The sequence below is a fragment of the Pseudomonas sp. B21-053 genome (genome assembly GCF_026016365.1).
In the GTDB taxonomy this organism is placed as follows: Bacteria; Pseudomonadota; Gammaproteobacteria; order Pseudomonadales; family Pseudomonadaceae; genus Aquipseudomonas; species Aquipseudomonas nunensis.
Genome location: NZ_CP087205.1, coordinates 3,649,279 through 3,668,785, shown reverse-complemented (window position 1 = coordinate 3,668,785; position 19,507 = coordinate 3,649,279). Strand labels below are relative to the sequence as shown.

The 19,507-nt window shown below is 57.1% G+C and carries 19 protein-coding genes; 9 read left to right on the top strand and 10 right to left on the bottom strand.

Annotated features, from left to right (window positions below; translation table 11 throughout):
* Positions 1-166 precede the first annotated feature (166 nt).
* The 3 genes from LOY68_RS16790 to LOY68_RS16780 all read right to left on the bottom strand — a co-directional run bounded on the left by LOY68_RS16790 (position 167) and on the right by LOY68_RS16780 (position 4,062).
* On the bottom strand, positions 167-1,468 hold the full coding sequence (locus LOY68_RS16790) for an NAD(P)/FAD-dependent oxidoreductase (RefSeq protein ID WP_265038633.1): 1,302 nt from the start codon (positions 1,466-1,468) through the stop codon (positions 167-169).
* A complete protein-coding gene (locus LOY68_RS16785) occupies positions 1,465-2,553 on the bottom strand; it encodes a polyamine ABC transporter substrate-binding protein (RefSeq protein WP_163910204.1) in 1,089 nt (362 codons plus the stop codon). The genes LOY68_RS16790 and LOY68_RS16785 overlap by 4 nt, the downstream gene beginning before the upstream one ends.
* A gap of 150 nt (positions 2,554-2,703) precedes the next feature.
* Positions 2,704-4,062 (bottom strand): glutamine synthetase family protein, encoded by a 1,359-nt coding sequence (locus tag LOY68_RS16780; protein WP_265038632.1) that lies wholly within the window; start codon positions 4,060-4,062, stop codon positions 2,704-2,706.
* 162 nt (positions 4,063-4,224) lie between these two features.
* Here LOY68_RS16780 and LOY68_RS16775 point away from each other — a divergent pair, with 162 nt between their 5' ends.
* From LOY68_RS16775 to LOY68_RS16760, 4 genes are all read left to right on the top strand, one after another.
* Entirely contained in the window at positions 4,225-5,133 is a 909-nt protein-coding gene (locus tag LOY68_RS16775) for a helix-turn-helix domain-containing protein (protein WP_265038631.1), read from the top strand.
* 201 nt (positions 5,134-5,334) lie between these two features.
* On the top strand, positions 5,335-6,534 hold the full coding sequence (locus LOY68_RS16770; protein WP_265038630.1) for an alpha-xenorhabdolysin family binary toxin subunit A: 1,200 nt from the start codon (positions 5,335-5,337) through the stop codon (positions 6,532-6,534).
* A 27-nt stretch (positions 6,535-6,561) separates the two neighbouring features.
* On the top strand, positions 6,562-7,605 hold the full coding sequence (locus LOY68_RS16765; RefSeq protein ID WP_265038629.1) for an alpha-xenorhabdolysin family binary toxin subunit B: 1,044 nt from the start codon (positions 6,562-6,564) through the stop codon (positions 7,603-7,605).
* Positions 7,606-7,774: 169 nt separating this feature from the next.
* Complete coding sequence (locus LOY68_RS16760; protein WP_265038628.1) at positions 7,775-8,278, top strand: cupin domain-containing protein; 504 nt, start codon at positions 7,775-7,777, stop codon at positions 8,276-8,278.
* 230 nt (positions 8,279-8,508) lie between these two features.
* Here LOY68_RS16760 and LOY68_RS16755 read toward each other — a convergent pair whose 3' ends face one another.
* The 3 genes from LOY68_RS16755 to LOY68_RS16745 form a co-directional block, all read right to left on the bottom strand.
* Positions 8,509-9,279 (bottom strand): molybdopterin-dependent oxidoreductase, encoded by a 771-nt coding sequence (locus LOY68_RS16755; protein WP_265038626.1) that lies wholly within the window; start codon positions 9,277-9,279, stop codon positions 8,509-8,511.
* Positions 9,272-9,874, bottom strand: coding sequence for a cytochrome b/b6 domain-containing protein (locus tag LOY68_RS16750; protein ID WP_265038625.1), 603 nt, complete (start codon positions 9,872-9,874; stop codon positions 9,272-9,274). Before LOY68_RS16750 ends, LOY68_RS16755 begins: the two co-directional genes overlap by 8 nt.
* 72 nt (positions 9,875-9,946) lie before the next feature.
* Positions 9,947-10,552 (bottom strand): hypothetical protein, encoded by a 606-nt coding sequence (locus LOY68_RS16745; RefSeq protein WP_163910452.1) that lies wholly within the window; start codon positions 10,550-10,552, stop codon positions 9,947-9,949.
* 189 nt (positions 10,553-10,741) lie between these two features.
* Here LOY68_RS16745 and LOY68_RS16740 point away from each other — a divergent pair, with 189 nt between their 5' ends.
* A complete protein-coding gene (locus LOY68_RS16740; RefSeq protein WP_265038624.1) occupies positions 10,742-11,437 on the top strand; it encodes a heavy metal response regulator transcription factor in 696 nt (231 codons plus the stop codon).
* Positions 11,410-12,804 (top strand): heavy metal sensor histidine kinase, encoded by a 1,395-nt coding sequence (locus tag LOY68_RS16735; protein WP_265038623.1) that lies wholly within the window; start codon positions 11,410-11,412, stop codon positions 12,802-12,804. The genes LOY68_RS16740 and LOY68_RS16735 overlap by 28 nt, the downstream gene beginning before the upstream one ends.
* A 7-nt stretch (positions 12,805-12,811) precedes the next feature.
* Here LOY68_RS16735 and LOY68_RS16730 read toward each other — a convergent pair whose 3' ends face one another.
* Both LOY68_RS16730 and LOY68_RS16725 read right to left on the bottom strand, forming a co-directional pair.
* Positions 12,812-13,570, bottom strand: a complete 759-nt coding sequence (locus tag LOY68_RS16730) for an SDR family oxidoreductase (RefSeq protein ID WP_265038621.1) — start codon at positions 13,568-13,570, stop codon at positions 12,812-12,814.
* Positions 13,543-15,009, bottom strand: coding sequence for an MFS transporter (locus LOY68_RS16725; protein ID WP_265038619.1), 1,467 nt, complete (start codon positions 15,007-15,009; stop codon positions 13,543-13,545). The genes LOY68_RS16730 and LOY68_RS16725 overlap by 28 nt, the downstream gene beginning before the upstream one ends.
* Before the next feature lie 181 nt (positions 15,010-15,190).
* Between LOY68_RS16725 and LOY68_RS16720 the strand changes: the two genes are divergently transcribed.
* Positions 15,191-16,042 carry a LysR family transcriptional regulator gene (locus LOY68_RS16720; RefSeq protein WP_265038618.1) on the top strand — a complete coding sequence of 284 codons (852 nt, stop codon included), beginning with the start codon at positions 15,191-15,193 and terminating at the stop codon, positions 16,040-16,042.
* Between the two features lie 4 nt (positions 16,043-16,046).
* Here LOY68_RS16720 and LOY68_RS16715 read toward each other — a convergent pair whose 3' ends face one another.
* The gene (locus LOY68_RS16715; protein WP_265045798.1) at positions 16,047-16,688 is read right to left on the bottom strand and encodes a dTMP kinase; all 642 of its coding nucleotides are present in this window, start codon (positions 16,686-16,688) and stop codon (positions 16,047-16,049) included.
* Positions 16,689-16,721: 33 nt separating this feature from the next.
* Positions 16,722-17,321, bottom strand: a complete 600-nt coding sequence (locus tag LOY68_RS16710) for a TetR/AcrR family transcriptional regulator (protein WP_265038616.1) — start codon at positions 17,319-17,321, stop codon at positions 16,722-16,724.
* A gap of 168 nt (positions 17,322-17,489) precedes the next feature.
* Here LOY68_RS16710 and LOY68_RS16705 point away from each other — a divergent pair, with 168 nt between their 5' ends.
* Entirely contained in the window at positions 17,490-18,590 is a 1,101-nt protein-coding gene (locus LOY68_RS16705; RefSeq protein ID WP_265038615.1) for an alkene reductase, read from the top strand.
* A gap of 52 nt (positions 18,591-18,642) precedes the next feature.
* Positions 18,643-19,431, top strand: coding sequence for an SDR family NAD(P)-dependent oxidoreductase (locus LOY68_RS16700; protein WP_265038613.1), 789 nt, complete (start codon positions 18,643-18,645; stop codon positions 19,429-19,431).
* Positions 19,432-19,507 lie beyond the last annotated feature (76 nt).

The window sequence follows — 19,507 nt, the reverse complement described above, 5'->3', positions numbered from 1 at the left end:
GATAGAGCAAATTAAAAGGCTGTTCAATGGGATGCACGCCCGACCTGTGGGAGCGGGCTTGCTCGCGAAGGCGGTGTGTCAGTCGACATCGGCATTGACTGACATGACGCCTTCGCGAGCAAGCCCGCTCCCACAGGGGTAAGGTTTTTGCCGGGAGAATCGGGGGTTAACCGAGCATTTCGCGCAGGCGATACCAGAACATGCCAAGCGCCAGCAGTGGTGAACGCAGGGCGCGGCCACCGGGGAAGGTCATGTGCGGCACGGCGCTGAACACGTCGAAGCCTTTGCTGTGGCCGGCATGGATCGCTTCGCCCAGCAACTTGGCGCACCAGTGCGTCACGTTCAGGCCATGCCCGGAGTAACCCTGGGCGTAGAACACGTTCGGGTGCTGGCTCAAGCGGCCGATCTGCGGGAAGCGATTGGCCGAGATGCCGATCTTGCCGCCCCATTGATAATCGATGCGCACGTTGGCCAGTTGCGGAAACACCTTGAGCATCGCGGGGCGCATATAGGCCGCTATGTCCGATGGATCGCGCCCGGAGTAGTGACAGGCACCGCCGAACAGCAAACGCCGATCTGCCGAGAGCCGGTAGTAATCCAGGCCGACTTTCTGATCGCACAGCGCCAGGTTGTGCGGGATCAACTGCGCGGCGACCTCGGCGGACAACGGTTCGGTGGCGATAATGTAGCTGCCAGCGGGCAGCACTTTGCCGCTGAGTTTCGGTTCCAGTTCTTCGAGATGCGCGTTGCAGCCCAGCACCACGCTGCCGGCGCGTACGGTGCCGCCAGCACAACGAACCTGCACGGTGCTGCCATGGATGATCTCCAGCACCGGGCTCTGTTCGAAGATTCGCACCCCAAGGGATTCGGCCAGGCGCGCTTCGCCGAGGACCAGGTTGAGCGGGTGCAAGTGGCCCGAACCCATGTCGATCAAACCGCCGGCATACACACCGGAATTCACCACTTGCTGGCGGATCTGTTCCGGGCCGACGAGTCGGGTTTCATGGGCGTATCCGGACTCAATCAAGTCAGCTTGCTCAGCCTGGAACGCGGCGAACTGCGCCTTGGTGTTGGCCAGTTCACAGAAGCCCCAACGCAGGTCGCAGTCGATCCCGTTTTCGCGGATGCGATCACCCACCAGCGCCACGGACTCAACCCCGGCGCGCTCCATATACCGCACGCCTTCTACGCCGACATAACGAGCGAACCCGCTGACGTCATGGCCGATGCCACGGATCAACTGCCCACCGTTGCGCCCGCTGGCGCCCCAGCCAATCCGCCGGGCTTCCAGCAGAATCACCGAGAGCCCGCGCTGCGCCAGCTCGATGGCGGTGTTGACCCCGGTAAACCCGCCACCGATCACGCAGACATCGGCATCCAGATCCGAGGCCAGCGTGGGGTAGGGCGCCAGACTTTTCGCCGTGGCGGCGTAATAGGACTGGGCGTGTTCATTGCTGTACTGATTCATTTGTTGGACTTCACTTTGCTCCAGGAACGGGTCATCAGACGCATGATCGCCTGGGGCGGGGTGGTCGAAATGTAGAGTTTGTCGAGGACGGCCTGTGGCGGGTAAACCTCAGGATTGTCCACCAGCGCCTCGTCCATGTATTGCTTGGCGGCCGGGTTCGGGTTGGCGTAACCCACCGAGGCACTGACCTTGGCAATCACTTGCGGATCGAGCAGGTAATTGATGAAGGCGTGGGCTTCTTTCGGGTTGGCGGCGTCGGCGGGTACGGCCAACAGGTCAAACCACAAGTTGCTGCCCTCCTTCGGGATAGCGTAGGCGATGTTCACGCCGTTCTTCGCTTCCTTGGCGCGGTTCGCGGCCTGGAACACGTCGCCGGAATAACCGAAGGCCACGCAGATGTCGCCGTTGGCCAGGTCCGACACGTACTTGGAAGAGTGGAAGTAGGTGATGTAGGGGCGGATGCTCAACAGCTTGGCTTCGGCTTTCTTGAAGTCTTCCGGGTTTTCGCTGCGTGGGTCCATGCCCATGTAGTTGAGGATCGCCGGGAACACTTCATCCGCCGAGTCCATCATCGACACGCCGCACTGGCTGAGCTTCTTGATGTTCTCCGGTTCGAACAGCACGGCCCAGGAATCGATATGGTCGATGCCCAGCACCTGCTTGACCTTGTCGACGTTGTAGCCGATGCCGTTGGTGCCCCAAAGGTACGGCACCGAGTGCGCGTTCTCGGGATCGTTTTTCTCCAGCAGCGCGAGCAGTTTCGGGTCGAGGTTCTTGAAGTTCGGCAGTTGCGAGCGGTCCAGTTTAAGGAACGCGCCGGCCTTCACCTGGCGCGCGAGGAAGTGGTTGGACGGCACCACCACGTCATACCCGGTGCGCCCGGCGAGCAATTTGCCTTCGAGGGTTTCGTTGGAATCGAAGACGTCATAGATCACCTTGATTCCGGTTTTGGCCTGGAAGTCAGCGAGGGTGGTTTCGCCGATGTAGTCGGTCCAGTTGTAGACGCTGACCTGTGGCTGGGCCTGGGCTCCGGCACTGAACATGATCGCCAGCGCGACCGGAACCACGGATTTCAATAGACGCATTCGACACCTCTTTGAGTTGTTGGATTTTTCAGGCGTTGGCAATTTCCCCTTGTGGGAGCGGGCTTGCTCGCGAAAGCGGTGTGTCAGTCGACATCTCTATTGACTGTGCCGCCGTCTTCGCGAGCAAGCCCGCTCCCACAGGGGTGCGGTTTAGACGCTGAGCAACAGGAACTCCCGCTCCCAGGAGCTGATCACGCGCTTGAAGTTTTCATGCTCGGCGCGTTTCACCGCGACATACCCGCGCACGAATTTGCTGCCCAGGTAGCGGCCGACGGTTTCGCATTCTTCCATCTGGGTCAGGGCGTCTTCGATGGTGATCGGCAGGCGCAGGTTGCGACGTTCATAGGCGCGGCCCTGCACTGCGGCGCTCGGTTCGATCTTCTCGACCATGCCCAGGTAACCGCACAACAGGCTCGCAGCAATCGCCAGGTACGGGTTGGCATCGGCGCCGGGCAAACGGTTTTCCACGCGCATGGCGTCCGGAGTCGAGGTCGGCACACGCAGGCCGACGGTGCGGTTTTCTTCGCCCCATTCGACGTTCACCGGTGCCGATGTGTCCGGCAGGAAGCGGCGGAACGAGTTCACGTTCGGCGCGAACATCGGCAGCACTTTCGGGATGTACTTCTGCAGGCCGCCGATGTGGTGCAGGAACAGCTCGCTCATCTTGCCGTCGGCATCCGCGAAAATCGGCTGACCGGTGGCGATATCGACCACGCTCTGGTGCAAGTGCATGGCGCTGCCGGGTTCATCGCCGATCGGCTTGGCCATGAACGTCGCGGTCACGTTGTGCTTGAGCGCCGCTTCGCGCAGGGTGCGTTTGAACACGGTGATCTGGTCCGCGAGGTCGAGGGCATCGCCGTGACGGAAGTTGATTTCCATCTGCGCCGGGCCGTCTTCGTGGATCAGCGTATCGAGGTCCAGGCCCTGGAGTTCACACCAGTCGTAGACGTCTTCGAACAGTGGATCGAATTCGTTGGCAGCGTCAATGGAGAACGACTGCCGACCGCTTTCCGCGCGACCGGAACGGCCCAGCGGAGCCTTGAGCGGCAAGTCCGGGTCTTCGCAGCGCTGGGTCAGGTAGAACTCCATTTCCGGCGCGACAATCGGCTTCCAGCCTTTATCGGTGTAGAGCTGCAGGACTTTCTTCAGCACGTTGCGCGGCGACAGTTCGATCGGGTTGCCGAACTTGTCGAAGGTGTCGTGGATGACGATGGCGGTGGGCTCGATGGCCCATGGAATCACGTAGACCGCGTCGGCGACCGGGCGGCAGATCATGTCGATATCCGCCGGGTCGAGCAGGTCGTAGTAGATGTCGTCGTCGACAAAATCCCCGGTTACTGTTTGCAGAAGCACACTTTCCGGCAGGCGCATGCCTCGCTCATGCAGGAACTTGTTAGTGGGTGCAATCTTGCCGCGAGCGATGCCGGTCAAGTCACTGACCACACACTCGACCTCAGTAATCTTGTGATCTTTCAGCCACGTGAACAGCTGATCGAAAGGGACATTCATAAAGACCTCGTTATTGGTTTTAGTAACGCCAGGGAGGGTGGTCGCATCCGACAGACACTTCCCCTGAAGCGCGTTGACGACTATCTTGGGCGAGCCTTGCGGTTCCATCTATCCACTTTAAGCAGCACCAAAACGCACCAAACGAGTGCGTAAGGTCACCCCATGACAGTGTGCAATCCGTTACAAGTCCAAGCGTTCAACACCGCCGATGTCGCCGAGCAAATCCGCGCCACACCGGGTTGGGTGCAGCATTACCAGCAGATGTCGCCGGGGCATTTCGCCGGGCTGGTGCGCTATTTGGACTTGCAAGGCGTGGAGATTTACGAGGAGCACATGAACACTCGGGTCGAGCAGAATTTCAGTGCGCCACAAGGCTCGCTGGCGTTCTGTTTCGATCGCAGCGACAACTCGCTGTATGTGTTGAATGGCGAAAGTCGCAACATCTGGATCACCCCGGAGAACTACCAGGAGATTGCAGTGGTGTTCGGTCCGGAGTTCGTCCAGCGCCATGGCTTGAACGTGGCGCGGCTGGAAGGTCTGTTCATGTCGCCGCTCAATTGCCAGCAGAACGCGCTGTTCAGCCGTTGGCTGAGCACCACACTGACGCGACTGGCACAGACGTTCGATCCGCCCAGCCGCGAAGCGTTGACCCTGCAACTGCTGGAGGACTGCCTGTACATCCTCGACAACGCTTGTGTACGCCTGGACCGCGGCGGTTTGCAGCGGCGTTCCGAAGAGCGAACGATCATGAAGCGGGTAGGGGAGTGGGCCGCCGACGCGCCGGAAGAAACCCTCAACCTGCTGGAACTGTCCCAGGTCGCCGGGGTTTCACTGCGTCAGTTGCAGCATGCGTTCAAGGCCTTTACCGGCATGACACCGACCCATTGGCTGCGCCTGCGTCGGCTCAATAGCGCTCACCGTGAACTGCTCAGCCGGACAACAATGGACACGACAGTCGCCGAAGTGGCGATGCACTGGTCATTCTGGCACTTGGGGCGGTTTTCCAGTAGTTACCACGCGTTGTTCAAAGAGTTGCCGAGTGAAACGCTCAAGCGTGGAAGCCGAGTGTAACTAATGGAATGATTAATACTTGGCTGTAGGATTTGTCCTGCATATGTAGCGTCATGTTTCCAGCTGTAACTATTTTCCTTATTAATCAATTGCTTGTGGTTCTTTCAAGTCTTCAAATTGTTTGACGTAAAACCAGTCTCGTCTAGCTTCTGTTCATCGATACAAAAGGTGTGTCGATCTTATTGAACAGAGGCAAACGTGATGGCTTTTCAGTTGAAAGATGCAGAATGCAGCAATGATCTTCCTAAAGCCGTGCTCCATCTGATTTCAGGCGAGTATCCCGGTGTAGCACGCAGCGCCGGGGTATTTACCAAAGAAGATGTGATCAAGATCAAACAGTATGTGAAGAAGGGCTTGTCACTGCCGAGCGAATTGCCGGAAGTCGAGTCGTACCTGAAATACACCAAGTTGGATATTCCCGGGCTGGAACCCAGTGACGTTCAGGTCTTATTCAAGAAAATCCGGATTCATGCATCCAGCTGGGATGCGGTGGAAAACAAAATCGTCCAGCAAAGTATCGACTTGAGTTCTGCGGCCAAAAACATAGTCAGCAGCGGTGGCGAAATCATTTCCGTGATCAAGGAAATGCCGATCATGGACCGGGTCAGAACCACGCTGGGTCAGTTAAGCAACAGTGATCTGGAAGGCATTCGATACACCTCTGACGATGGTGAAGTGGCATCTGCCGTAACTGAAATCATCGAGCTGATGAAGGTCGATATCAAACGCCAGCAAAGCGCGACGCAAGAGCTCAAGGACCGCATCTCCAACTTCAAGATCGAGCTGGCTGGCGGCGAATTGTCGAGCGGTAAACGGGTCTTTGGTTTGCAGTCCGAGGTCAGGAGCAAGTATGACTTGATGGAGCGCAACAGCTTGCTCGAATCCATCGCCAGTACCAGGGAAACTATCCGCACCAAGAAAGACCGGATCACGCAGTTGGACAAGGACTACGACTATTACGTCGGCATGTCGTTTTCCGGTGGCCTACCGATTTTCTGGCCGATTTCGGGATCGATCTTTGGCCCGAAAGCAGAGACAGCCCGCAAAGAACGCAATGCGCTGAAGACTGAAGTTGATGAGTTGGAACTGTCCGTCAGTGGCAAGGAAGGCTTGCAGAGTGCCATGGAAAGTTCCCTGTCGAACTTTGGCGATATCGGCATCCGAATGGCCGGCGCAGAAGCCGCTCTTAATATCTTGAACACCATGTGGCAGACGATCCTGAGCAAGATTGATGCTTCGGCCGCACAGTTCGGGCGTATCAACGATGCGTTGCGCCTGACCTCATTTGTCGCCGAGTTTGCGATGGTGATTGACCCGTGGCGCGATGTGAAAAACACCGCCAGTGATTTGGTGGCTGTATTTAATGAAGCCCTGGAAGAATACAAAAAGAGCTTTAACTGATTGCCCGGCGACCAAAGGATGACTGCCATGAACAATGTGACACCGATCGACACCCAACTTATTCCCGCAATTGACGTTAAAAAGATCATTCAAACCATTCGCGACATTACGAGGCTGGCCAATTTTAGACAGGAGCGATCCGATGTATTGCAGGAGAGGGCGCAGCGAGCTTCCGCGTACCTGAATAACCTGGATAAAACCCTGCGCGAATCCTTACCGGTGCTGCTGACCGCATTGAACAGCGCCTCTGGGCAAAGCTATTTCGATGCGCTAGCAGAACTCAACGACGCCCTGGCCAGGACTGACCTGGCAGCACAGGATCGGGAGATGGTCAGCGCAGAGATCTCGAGTATCAAACGTAATATCGAATCGATGCTCGAAGACGTCGAGGCGAAGTTTACCGATCGCTCGCGGTTTCTTGAGAACGAAGTTCGCAGCTTGTATAGAGTTGAAATCGGCGAGCGAGCCGACGAGCCGCTGAAAGTCGCGCGGTCGCGCAAAGCCAGGATTCTGCTGGACTTGAACGATCACACCCTGACCAAAGCGAAACGCTCGGAACAGCGAGACGCACTGATCAAGGCTCAGGACGTGATCCGTGAATTCAACCTGGCCGACCTGTATAAAAACTACATTCCCGAAGGCAAGGAACTCGATAGCCTGGACATGCAGAACCCGAAAAAAGAGGCGGTGAAGCAGGGAATTGAACTGGTCAGGAAGGTGCTGGGCGTAGTGTCCGACGGCATAAAATACAGCGAACTCGCGACCTCTCGGAACAATCTGGACAAGGAAATCCAGAGCCTGACTTTATTGATGGAAGGGCTGAACCATGAGCTTCAGATCGCCGAAGATGCATTGTCCGATATTACCGCGGTCGTCGACATAAGCCGCCAACGTCGCGTGGTTGGTGAGGAAATCATTACGGTGGCGGGCGTGTGGCTGGGGTTTTCGTTGAATCTGGATAATCTGAAACGTACGGATTACACCCAGGCGGAGTTATCGAGATTGCTGAATCGGTACAAAATCCATCTGGAGACGTTGAGTGCTGACTACAACAGCATCATGATTCATTGATGTAACGGTGCGGTTGATCATAGTGATTGACCGCGCTTTAAGTGTTGCAGCCGAGTGTGGAGTCGAGGCTTAATATTCTAAATAATAATAACTACACTAAATGACCGTTTAGTTTAGTTATAAAAGATGGTTCTGAATCAGCTTAATTATGGACGAAGGACACAGGACGATGCGTAGCTCACCGAATGCCCGAGAACTGATCACAGCCCTCGATCTGGAACAACACGTAGAAGGCGGTTATTTCCGCAGAACCTTCCAATCGGATCGCCCGATGGTAGCGACCGAGCGTGGCCAGCGCTATTTGATGACGTCCATTTATTACCTGCTGACCCAGGATTCACCCATTGGCTACTTTCATTTCAACCAATCCGACATCGTGCATTACTACCATCTGGGCGATGCAATCGAGTACAGCCTGATATTCCCGGACGGCACATTGCAAACCGTGGTGATGGGCAGCGACGTTGTTGGCGGTCAGTGTCTACAGCTACACGTACCAGGCGGCACCTGGAAAGCTTCGCAGATTATCGATGGGCCTGCGGGTTACGGTTTGATCAGTGAAGCGGTTTCGCCAGGGTTTGATTACGCGGATATGGAAATGAGCGACCGACAAAAACTCACGGCAGAGTTTCCACAGCATGCAGCGCTGATTGGAAAAATGACGCAGGGGTGATTAGCTGCAGGTGATGGTCGTGACGAGGAAATCGTTGCGGTGAGCTCAGTTGCATTTGTACGTGAAGGGCCTGGCGTGGACAGCTGCAATCTGTGGGCAACCAGGCTAATCTTGTAGTACCTTGTTACGTGTAATGTATATTATGTTAAATGATGTGTCTGGGTGGAACTCTTCCCTAGGCCCTTTCTTGCTATTCCGCTAATCCCGCTTGTGCATGGCTACTCCGAACATCAGATCCCGCTAAACCAGTTATAGCCCTGGTCTTCCCAATATCCGCCCGGATTATCATTGCTGACGAAGATCTCAACGATGTGCTTGGGATTTTTGAAGCCTAACTTGGTGGGCACTCGTACCCGCAGCGGATAGCCATACTCTGGCGGCAATGCGACTTCGCCGTAATCCAGAGCCAGCAACGTTTGTGGATGTAATGCAGTCGGCATGTCCAGGCTGGAGTAATAACGGTCCGCACATTTGAAACCGACGAACTTGGCCGTGGTGTCAGCGCCGATGTGTTCCAGGAAGGTTTTCAGTGGTACGCCTCCCCATTGGCCGATGGCGCTCCAGCCTTCAACGCAGATCAAGCGTGTAATGTCGTTGCGCTGCGGCAGTTTGCGCAAGCCTTCGAGCGTCCACGGTGCCTTGTCGCGTACCAGACCCGAAACGGCGAGCGAGTAATTCGGTAAGTCCACTTCCGGAATGTCGTCCTGGCCGTAGAACGCGTTGAAAGGAAATGGCGTGGTCATTTGTGCCTTGGTGAAGGTCGGCGCCAGCTTCTGCCCGCTGAATAGCCAGGCCTGGACCCGGTCGTTCCAACGCGACATCGCCCACAGCACCTTGTCGACCTGGTCGCCGTCCTGCAGGTTACAACCGCTCAGCATCGCCATCGCACCGACGGTCAAGCCACCCCGAAGAAAATTCCGGCGCTGGAGATTTTCCAGTTGGAGTTGCTGTGCGGGTTCAAGCTTGATGCGTTGAACTGCGGGTTTTTTGGGCTCAATCATGGTCGAGTTTTCCGCCAGTGATCATGGGCAAAAGGGTTTTCGGCACCAGCAGCACCAATGCCAGATGCACTACGACGAACGCGCCAATGCCTGCCATCGCCGCGAAATGCACGTAACGGGCAATGTCATAGCCGCCCAGGAGCGCGACCAGCTCTTGAAGTTGAATGGGTTTCCAGATTGCCAGCCCCGAGATCAGGACCAGTACGCCTGCTGCCAGCACCATCCAATACATCAGGCGCTGCACCGCGTTATAGACACCCTTTTCGTGCACCAGTCGAAAACGCAGTGCATCCGTCAAATCATGCTTTACCGCCTGAATGCTGATCGGCAAAAAATCACGTTTGAAATGGCGGCTGGTCAACCCGTACAGCACATAGATAAGGCCGTTGATGAACAGCAGCCACATAAATGCGAAGTGCCAGGCCAGCGCGCCGCCCAGCCAACCACCCACTGTAAACGCCACCGGAAACCTGAACGCGAACAATGGCGAGGCGTTGTAAATCGCCCAGCCGCTCATGAACATGCAGATCATGCAGGCGGCGTTGAGCCAATGGGTTAGGCGAACGGGCCAAGGGTGGATTGATTTTCTACTCATGTTTTTCCCTGCCTTGGAAACCGCGCATGGTTGGAACGAGGCCAGGCGCCCCGCTCCACCGGGTTCAGGCGATTACATCGGCGGCTGGAAGCCATCTTTACCAACGGCTATACCGCGTGCGGTTGTGCCACCTTCGGCCGGGAACACGACAATTTTCGCGCCTTTGACCAACTCGTCTGCTTTGCCTGGCTCTACGTAGGCAATGGGTACATCGTCTGGCACGACGAGTTGCTTCTCGCCACCCTTGTAATTAACGGTCAGCGTGCGGCCATTGGCTTTGGACAATTTGCCCACGGTGCCATTGGTCATGGTGCCTGTGCTGCCGTCCGCATTTTGCCAACCGTAGTGACCTTCGCCGCTGCCCTTGAGGCTGGACTCGAAGACAGTGACTTCAAGCGCCTTCAGCGAACCATCGGCCTGTGGCGTGGCTGCCGAGCCGACGAAGCTGTCGGCTTTGATCGAATCGATATTTGCCTTTGATACCCGCTTGAAATCAGTCTTGTCAGTCAGGCCGATGGTCTGCTGCGCGCCGGAACGCGTGGTGAACGTCAGCGTGTTGTTGCTGACACTTTCGACGGTGCCCCGCAGTGGCTTGATTACCGGTACATCGGCCGCGGTGGCCATGACAGCAGCGCTGAGCATCAACAAACCGAACGTGGTGGACAGAGCAGTCTTCAGCTTCATTGCGACGATTCCTCACTGTTTTATGTGCCGCCATCCTCGGCCCCCGACCGGGACCTCACGATGACCGCCGGATGACATTTTTGTCATTCGAAATGACGCTTGTACAAATGACAGAAATGTAACCGACTCAATCTCCTCGGCTGGTTACACTGCAACGCTGAGAGACCCGAGCGCCCACTGACGATGCATATTCTGCTGATCGAAGACGACACAAAAACCGGCGAGTACCTGAAAAAGGGACTTGGCGAGTCCGGCTACAACGTCGACTGGACCCAGCACGGCGCCGATGGCTTGCACATGGCACTGCAAACGGTTTACGACCTGATCGTGCTGGATGTGATGTTGCCCGGCATCGATGGATTCCAAATCATCGAGCTGTTGCGCGCCAAGCAAGACGTGCCCGTGCTGTTTCTTACCGCCCGCGATCAGTTGCACGATCGCATTCGCGGCCTGGAACTGGGCGCCGATGACTATCTGGTAAAACCGTTTTCCTTCACCGAATTGTTGTTGCGCATTCGCACCATCCTGCGTCGTGGCGTGGTCCGCGAAGCCGATCATTTTCACATCGCGGACCTGGAACTGGACTTGGTGCGTCGCCGCGTCACGCGCCAGCAGCAAGTGATCGTGCTGACCAACAAGGAGTTTGCCCTGCTGCATCTGTTTCTTCGTCGTGAAGGCGATGTCCTGTCCCGGGCGCAGATTGCCTCGGAGGTCTGGGACATGAATTTCGACAGCGATACCAACGTCGTGGACGTGGCCGTCAAACGCCTGCGCAACAAGGTCGACCAGCCCTACCCGATCAAGCTGATCCATACCATCCGCGGTATCGGCTATGTGTGCGAGGTGAGGCCATGCGGACCCGACGCCAACCATCCCTGACCCTGCGTTCGACCGTGGCCTTTTCGCTGGTGGCGATGCTCGCCGTGGCCGGGGCCGGGTTCTATTTGTACCAGTCGATGAAAGCCTCGGTATTGATCTACAGCGATCACGCGGTCATGGGCCGTCTGGATCATTTTCGCAAGCTGTTGCATTACGAACTGGCCATCGAAAAGCTTCGCGACAGCCCACAGATTTTCAAGAACATGCTCGACAGCGAAGACGACATTTTCATCATCGGGGAGCCCGGTCAGCCGCCGGTGATCCTGGTCAATCCGCTGAACGTCACGCTGCCCGAATTACCCGTGATTGGCCAGGAAGCGCAGTTGAGCGTCAATGACCTGCGCAGCGGCGTGACCGACTCTGGCACACCGTTGCGCGCTGCCTCCGTCATAACGACTTCGGGCGGACGCGAAGTTCGCCTGACGGCTGCGCACATCATGGGCAAGGAAATGGCCATGCTCGCGGCGTTTCGCGAACGTATTTACCTGGCCGTGACGCTCGCATTTCTGCTCACCGCGTTGCTCGGTTACGTGCTGCTGCGTCGCGGCCTGCGCCCGTTGCGCAAAATGGCCGCGCATGCGGCAAACATCACGCCTGAGCGGCTCGACAGCCGGATGGACAGCGCCGACACACCGGTTGAACTGCAGCAATTGAGTGACGCCTACAATGCGATGCTCGATCGCCTGGCCAAGGGTTATCAACGCCTGACGCAATTCTCTGCCGACCTGGCTCACGAAATACGCACGCCAGTGGGCTCGTTGATGGGCCATTGCCAGGTCGCCTTGCGCCAGACCCGCAGCCAGGACGACTACCAGGCGCTGATCGCCTCGAACCTCGAAGAACTGGAGCGTATTTCCAGGATCGTCGAAAGCATCCTGTTCCTCGCTCGCGCTGACGACGCGCAATCGGTGGTCGAGCGTCAGCCATTGTCGCTGCATGACGAAACACAGCGCATCGCCGGCTATTTCGAAGGCCTGGCCGAAGAGCGCCAGATGACCCTCCAGACCACTGGCGATGGCACCGTTCAAGCCGACCCTTTGCTGTTGCGCCGGGCATTGAGCAATCTGGTGGCAAACGCGATTCGCTATGCCGACGAAGGCAGCGAGATCCTGATGCGGGTCGTTGCAGTCGAAGGTGGATGCCGAATTGAGGTGGAAAATCAGGGCCCCGTGCTAAGCGACGAAACCCTGCGCAAACTGTTCGACCGGTTTTACCGCGGCGATGCGTCCCGGCACCAGAGCTCCGACTCATACGGTCTTGGCCTCGCCATCGTCGTGGCGATCATGCAATTGCATGGCGGTAATGTGAGTGTTGAACAGCCCCAGCCCGGGACTATTCGGTTTTCGCTGTTTTTTCCGACTGTTTGAGCAACCTTTAGATTTGCGAAAGACCACCGTCGACCATCAGCTCCACGCCGTTGACATAACTGGCGTCAGCGGATGCAAGGAACAGCGCGGACGCCGCGATTTGTTCCGGTTGGGCCATGTAGCCCAGCGGTACGATTTGTCCTACGTGACTTTTCAGTGCTTCGATCTGGCTCTCATCCATCTTCAGTCCGTTGTCCATCAACGGTGTCCTGGTAAAGCCAGGGCTGAGCACGTTCGCGCGAATTTTTCGGCCTTTGAGCTCATTGGCCCACGTCCGTGCAAATGAACGAACCGCAGCCTTTGAAGCGTTGTAAAGACTCAGGCCTTCCATCCCGTTGCTGGAGCAAATGGAGGCGGTGAGAACGATTGACGAGCCATCCTTCATCAGCGGCAACAGCGTCTGAACAGTGAAAAATACGCCCTTAACGTTAATATCGAACGTGTTGTAGTAAGCGGCTTCAGTCGTTTCTCCCACCGGGTTTTTTTCGCAAATACCGGCGTTGGCAAACACCGCATTGAGTTGACCGTCCCGTGCTTCGACCAAGGCCTTGAGCGCATCGAGGTCGGCCTGCCGAGCGACGTCAGACACCACCGCCACGGCATTTTCGCCGAGTGCGGTAACCGCCGCGTCCAGCGTTGCCGCCGAACGTCCGGTGATATAGACGCGTTTTGCACCCTCGGCCAACAACGCTTTTGCAATGGCGAAGCCGATGCCAGTCGAGCCGCCGGTGACGACCGCTACTTGATTGATAAATTTACCAGACATGTTTTAACTCCTGAGTGACGAGGTATTGAGGCATAAACGGACAGCAGCGCTGAAACCACCAGGCAAGCAGCGATGCCCAGCAGCGCGGCAATGAATCCGTTGGCAAGCGACGAAGGGTTTTGCGCAGGCGCGGCGACCGCGTAAAACACGCCACCGAGGACCGCCACCCCCAGCGCGGCGCTGATCTGCAATGCCGAATTGACGACGCCGGAGATCATTCCTGACCCGCCTGGTGGCGCTCGATCGATAACCGTGCGAATCAGTGTGGGCAGCGCCCAACCCTGGCCGAAGCCGAGTAATCCCACCGCCAGGATCACGAGCGCCAATTGAGGGCTCTCCCCTGCCGGCGCGGTCGCGACCGCTGCGCTCAGGATCAGACATCCCAGTACCTCAAGCATCATGCCCATGGCGGGTACAAAACGGCCGAACCAGTGGATGGCAAAGGGAGTTGTCAGAGGGCCAATCAGAAAACCCACACCGAAGGGAACGAACATCAGCCCCGAGACCAATGGCGTTGCGCCTAGCGCGTCTTGCAGGTAAATCGAAAACGTCAAAAAGAACGCGGATACCACGTAGAAAAACAATACGCCTGTCAGCCCGGCGACCAGCCCGGGTGCCCGGCTGAGCTGCGGGCTGACCAAAGGTGTGCCGCCTCGGCGCTCCAGCGCAGTTTCGTAATGCCAAAAGCCGGCGGCGGCTAATGGCGAACTCAGCAGCATCAGGCAAAGCCACCAAGGCCACCCTGCTTCCCTGCCCTCGACTAACGGCAGCACTAGCAGCCCGACCGCCAGCGCACACAGCAATACGCCAACGCGATCCAACGGCGCCGGGGTTTTACTTCGCGAATCCGGAAGCAGTGGTATTCCGCCAATAAAAACAGCGGCGACGATGGGCAGATTGATCAAGAAAATGGCTCGCCATTGCAGGTCGAAAACGTTCGCCGAAATCAGCAGGCCGCCAAGCGCCTGGGCGACAACCGCCGCAAAGCCAATCGTCGCGCCATATATCGCTAAGGCGCGCGAACGTTCGTGTTCCGGAAATAGCGTGTGGATGGACGCCAGCCCTTGCGGCGCCATTGCCGCTGCGCTCAACCCTTGCAACACGCGTCCGAAGATCAACATCGTCGGCGAGTTGGCCAGTCCGCAAATCAGCGACGAAACGCCGAACCCGGCGATGCCGGCCAGGAACACTCGGCGGCGGCCCAGCAGGTCGCCCAGGCGACCTCCAGTGATCAGAAAGACGGCGTAGCTGGCGGCATAGCCCGAGATGATCCATTGGACTTGCGCGGGTGTAATAGCGAGGCCGCTGCGAATGGACGGCAACGCAACATTGACGATGAAAAAGTCCAGCGGTGGAAGGAACGCGCCGATCAGAAGAACGGCGAAAGCAAACCATCGGCGAGAATCGGCTGCTTGTGAATAATCCTCTTGGGATGTCATTGGGCAACTCCAGAAAGACACGGCAAGCGCCCATTGTGGGAGCCAGCCAGCGGCCACGGCACTGCCAGATTTGCACGTTTTCCGTTCATATTTGTAAGGGGGATTGGCGTTGGCCTGAAGGATGTTGCAACGCAACGGTCATTGCGGCATCTTCGCCGTTCATTTTCGTTAGAGGTGGGCCATGGACTGGGACGACTTACGCGTCTTTCTGGCAATAGTCCGAACCGGCTCGCTGGGCGCCGCCGCGAAGCAACTTGGTGTTAGTCACCCCACCGTCGGACGGCGGTTGCACGTTCTTGAGCAGCACAGCGGGCAGGTTTTCTTTCGCCGCACCGGGCAAGGTCTTGTCCTGACGGACAGCGGTGAAAAAATTCTGGGGCTGGCCGAGGAAATGGAGCGAAGCGCGCTTTCCATTGAGCGGCACCTGGCGGGCGACAGCGATCAACCAGAAGGATTGTTGCGGATTTCATCGGCGGACTGGTTCGCCTGCTATGTGCTGGCTCCGGTACTCAGCGAACTGTCGCGACGCTACCCATTGATCGTTCCCGAGGTCATCGCCGGACATCGCCTGTTCGATCTGACGCGCCGCGACGCGGATATCGCCTTTCGCATCGTGCCGTTCACCGAACCGGACATCGTTCAACGTCGACTCACGACCCTAAGCTATGGGCTCTACGCCGCGGCTGACTTGCCTTTCTCATCGTCCCAAAATGGAGAAGGCCTCGGATTGATCCTCATGAACACAGCACAGGCTCACTATCCCGACGTGCTCTGGCTGAAGGAGATGTTTCCACTCGCCAACACGGTGCTCACCAGCAGCAGCCGTACCGTGCAGGCGCAGATGTGTGGCCGCGGATTGGGTGTGGCGGTTCTGCCACGGGCGTTAGGCGATCAATTGACCGCCCTGAGATTGCTAGACGTCGGCAGTGAACCACCAGGACGCGATATCTGGATGGGGTATCACCACGATATACGGCAGATGGACAGGCTCCGCGCCCTTGCGAATCTCGCGGGCGAAATGATTGGTACGTAGGGCCTCAAGCGGTGCGCGCAGATGCGCGGATAAGGACTTTATTGATCTCAGAAACCACCTGCATCGTTGCGTCTTCGATCGTTCCTTCATTGCGACATAAAACCCAGCCGTGATCTGCAACCGCTCGCTCGAATGCCTTGGTACTGGCGACCTGTTCTTCCAGCTTATGCATCACCGTACTGCTCAGCCCACGCGATCGTGCCGCAGCCCTGGCCCATGAAATATCGGGGTCGGTGACAACCCCGACATGCAGGTCCGGCACTCGCACGTTTCGATCAATGTTCATCTGCAGAATTTCTGCAAACGGGACCATCCGGCGAAACGCAGCATCTGACGGGTACCAGCGATCGATCAGGATGATGCTGCCGGGCGGCTGCTTAGGCAGGACGTGCCGGGAAATCCAGGCACGGCTATCGGCAAAGCGTTCACAAACCCTCAGCTCCAAATCCCGGGAGGGATGCCTGACGAGTTGGTTAACGAGAGCCATTGTTTCACCCCTGAAGGGATCGCTTTTACTCTCGCAGAGTCGGATCACCTTTTTGTTGTCGGCCCTCAGTACTTTCGTAATGGCTTCCAACAGTGTGGTTTTGCCGGTTCCCTTGGGCCCATCTAGAGATACAAACAGCGGACGATTCCTTCTTCGAATTCAGACTGAGAAACGCGCAGTTACGGCCCGTCGTCAGATGCTCTCCTGTGACTGATTAGCCGGAGACAACGGCAAGGATGCCAATATCTCAGCGCGGCAAACTTCGAGTATTTCATCAGCGAGTGAAGAATCATCCGGGCAAGCGCGCGACAACATGACCGCACCGATTGCATGCGCCAGCAGGTCGATCATCTTTGCTCGCACTCCTTCCTGCAGCGTGTCCTGAGCATCTTTGTACTTTTCTTCGAGCGCCGCCAGTGTGTTTTCTATTCCGTCGGCAAAGGTCGCCTTCAACTCACTCGACTGACGAGCAGCGTCGCCACACAGTGCTGCCATCGTGCAACCCACTCCCCTGCCGTCTCTGTGATCCCTCGACACGTACAGATTTACAAATCCCGTAACGTCGAGATCGCTGGCACTCGATAGGGATTTTGACAGGCTATTTTCGGCTGCTTCTGCCATCAAATCGGCTTTGGAGCCGAAATGCTTGTAGAAACCACCTTGCGTAAAACCGGCTGCGGCCATCAGTTCCGCCACCCCCACGCCATCGTAGCCACGGTCACGAAAAAGCTCGGAAGCCGTCTCGACGATATGCGCTCGGTTAGCGAGTGATTGCGTCTTGGTGATCTTCATTTCGTGCGCCTCTGCATCTCAAAGCAATGTCCGCATCATACTCTGATGTTGGTCGTAATCAAAAGCGTTGACAGTTTTGAGCATGAGCGACATCATAAATCTCGTCATCGCGAATCTTCGCGGGCACGGCGCACGTCGCCGTCATTGATCAACGATTATGGAAACGATATGAACGATAAGACGTTGTTTGAGCCATACACGCTTGGCTCGCTGACACTTTCCAACAGAATCGTAATGGCGCCGTTGACCCGTAACCGAGCTGGCGAGGGTTTTGTACCGAGCGAGTTCGCTGCGACCTATTACAGCCAGAGAGCGTCCGCAGGCCTGCTGATTTCCGAGGCTTCGCAGATCTCGCAGCAAGGACAGGGCTATCAAGATACGCCCGGAATTTATACCCAGGCGCAGATAGATGGGTGGCGCAAAGTCACTGAAGCCGTTCATGAAAAAGGCGGACGAATTTTCCTGCAACTTTGGCATGTCGGGCGCGTTTCCCACATCGACCTGCAGGAAAACGGTGCCGCTCCGGTAGCGCCCTCTGCTCTGCGTCCCGCCACAAAAGTATTCGTCAACAATCACTTCGTGGACGTTTCGGAACCGCGAGCCCTCGATATCAGCGAACTTCCCGGGATCGTTAACGACTTTCGCCAGGCGGCGTCGAACGCCATCGCTGCGGGGTTTGACGGCGTAGAGATCCACGGGGCAAACGGGTATTTGCTGGATCAGTTCCTCAAGGACGGTGCCAATGTTCGCACTGATGCCTACGGTGGCTCGGTCGAAAATCGTGCTCGTTTGTTGCTTGAAGTGACTGCGGCTGTTGTGAACGAGATCGGTGCTGGGCGAACGGGTATCCGACTTTCCCCCGTCTCGCCTGCCAACGGTGTTTCCAGCACCGAACCGCAAGCCCAATTCGATTACGTTGTCGATCAACTCGACGCCATGGGCCTCGTTTACCTTCATGTGGTCGAAGGTGCAACCGGCGGCCCGCGTGATGTTGCGCCCTTCGACTTCGGCTCCCTGCGTCAACGCTTCAAAAATACCTACATCGCCAACAATGGCTACGACCTGAATCTGGCCACCTCGACGCTCAACGATGACAAGGCGGACCTCATTGCTTTCGGGCGTCCGTTTATTGGCAACCCTGATCTGGTTGAACGACTCAAAACCGCTGCCTCTTTATCAGCACTCGATCCTGCAACCCTGTATGGCGGTGGCGCAGCAGGTTACATCGACTACCCGACGCTTGCCGAGTCCAGTTCCGCGCAGCGCTGAACAGTCGCGGTGACTGAATCGCTTATCGACATCCATTCAAGAGAATCTATTTATGAGCATCAATGAAACCGTACTCATCACCGGCGCCTCGACTGGCATTGGCGCCACTTACGCCGAGCGTTTTGCGCAACGCGGGCACAATCTGGTGTTGGTTGCCCGCGACAAAAACCGGTTAGACGCACTGTCCTCCCGGCTAAGTGAGAAATACGGCGTGGCCATTGACGTTATTCAAGCTGACCTGACTCAAATCACTGATTTGGCGACCGTCGAAGCTCGTCTGCGCGATGACGCCAGCATTGGGATCCTTGTGAATAATGCGGGAGCCGCCCAATCCGGCAGCTTCATCGAACAATCCACCGACAGCGTTACCAACCTGGTCGCGCTCAACACCACCGCGCTGGTACGACTCGCCAGCGCAATCGCCCCGCGCCTGGCACACGCCGGCAATGGCGCGATTATCAACATCGGCTCCGTCGTCGGACTCGCCCCGGAATTCGGCATGACCGTCTACGGCGCGACCAAGGCCTTTGTCCTGTTCCTATCGCAAGGGCTGAGCCTTGAACTCTCGTCCAAAGGCGTCTACGTGCAAGCTGTTCTGCCAGCGGCCACTCGCACCGAAATCTGGGAACGCGCGGGCATCGACATCAATACCCTGAGCGAAATCATGGACGTGGGCGATCTGGTCGACGCTGCGCTGGTCGGCTTTGATCGTCGCGAGCCGGTGACCATTCCACCGTTAAAAGACGCCGGTCGTTGGGATGCTCTGCAGGCTGCCCGCCAAGGTTTGATTTCAGAGATCCGTCAGTCTGAAGTCGCCGAGCGCTATCAGGCCGAGGCGTGATTGTCATGCAGCAGATGCTGATCCTGCCGGGTTTTTCATTAGGCGGATGCGTGGCACAGGCAGGCTGCCATCCCAT

What these genes read in the sequence shown, in the direction of transcription:
- LOY68_RS16735 (WP_265038623.1), top strand. Translation starts at nt 11,410, where the DNA reads ATGCGGACCCGACGCCAACCATCCCTGACCCTGCGTTCGACCGTGGCC.
- LOY68_RS16705 (WP_265038615.1), top strand. Translation starts at nt 17,490, where the DNA reads ATGAACGATAAGACGTTGTTTGAGCCATACACGCTTGGCTCGCTGACA.
- LOY68_RS16740 (WP_265038624.1), top strand. Translation starts at nt 10,742, where the DNA reads ATGCATATTCTGCTGATCGAAGACGACACAAAAACCGGCGAGTACCTG.
- LOY68_RS16760 (WP_265038628.1), top strand. Translation starts at nt 7,775, where the DNA reads ATGCGTAGCTCACCGAATGCCCGAGAACTGATCACAGCCCTCGATCTG.
- LOY68_RS16775 (WP_265038631.1), top strand. Translation starts at nt 4,225, where the DNA reads ATGACAGTGTGCAATCCGTTACAAGTCCAAGCGTTCAACACCGCCGAT.
- LOY68_RS16730 (WP_265038621.1), bottom strand. Translation starts at nt 13,570, where the DNA reads ATGTCTGGTAAATTTATCAATCAAGTAGCGGTCGTCACCGGCGGCTCG.
- LOY68_RS16755 (WP_265038626.1), bottom strand. Translation starts at nt 9,279, where the DNA reads ATGATTGAGCCCAAAAAACCCGCAGTTCAACGCATCAAGCTTGAACCC.
- LOY68_RS16790 (WP_265038633.1), bottom strand. Translation starts at nt 1,468, where the DNA reads ATGAATCAGTACAGCAATGAACACGCCCAGTCCTATTACGCCGCCACG.
- LOY68_RS16780 (WP_265038632.1), bottom strand. Translation starts at nt 4,062, where the DNA reads ATGAATGTCCCTTTCGATCAGCTGTTCACGTGGCTGAAAGATCACAAG.
- LOY68_RS16700 (WP_265038613.1), top strand. Translation starts at nt 18,643, where the DNA reads ATGAGCATCAATGAAACCGTACTCATCACCGGCGCCTCGACTGGCATT.
- LOY68_RS16750 (WP_265038625.1), bottom strand. Translation starts at nt 9,874, where the DNA reads ATGAGTAGAAAATCAATCCACCCTTGGCCCGTTCGCCTAACCCATTGG.
- LOY68_RS16765 (WP_265038629.1), top strand. Translation starts at nt 6,562, where the DNA reads ATGAACAATGTGACACCGATCGACACCCAACTTATTCCCGCAATTGAC.
- LOY68_RS16770 (WP_265038630.1), top strand. Translation starts at nt 5,335, where the DNA reads ATGGCTTTTCAGTTGAAAGATGCAGAATGCAGCAATGATCTTCCTAAA.
- LOY68_RS16725 (WP_265038619.1), bottom strand. Translation starts at nt 15,009, where the DNA reads ATGACATCCCAAGAGGATTATTCACAAGCAGCCGATTCTCGCCGATGG.
- LOY68_RS16720 (WP_265038618.1), top strand. Translation starts at nt 15,191, where the DNA reads ATGGACTGGGACGACTTACGCGTCTTTCTGGCAATAGTCCGAACCGGC.
- LOY68_RS16710 (WP_265038616.1), bottom strand. Translation starts at nt 17,321, where the DNA reads ATGAAGATCACCAAGACGCAATCACTCGCTAACCGAGCGCATATCGTC.
- LOY68_RS16785 (WP_163910204.1), bottom strand. Translation starts at nt 2,553, where the DNA reads ATGCGTCTATTGAAATCCGTGGTTCCGGTCGCGCTGGCGATCATGTTC.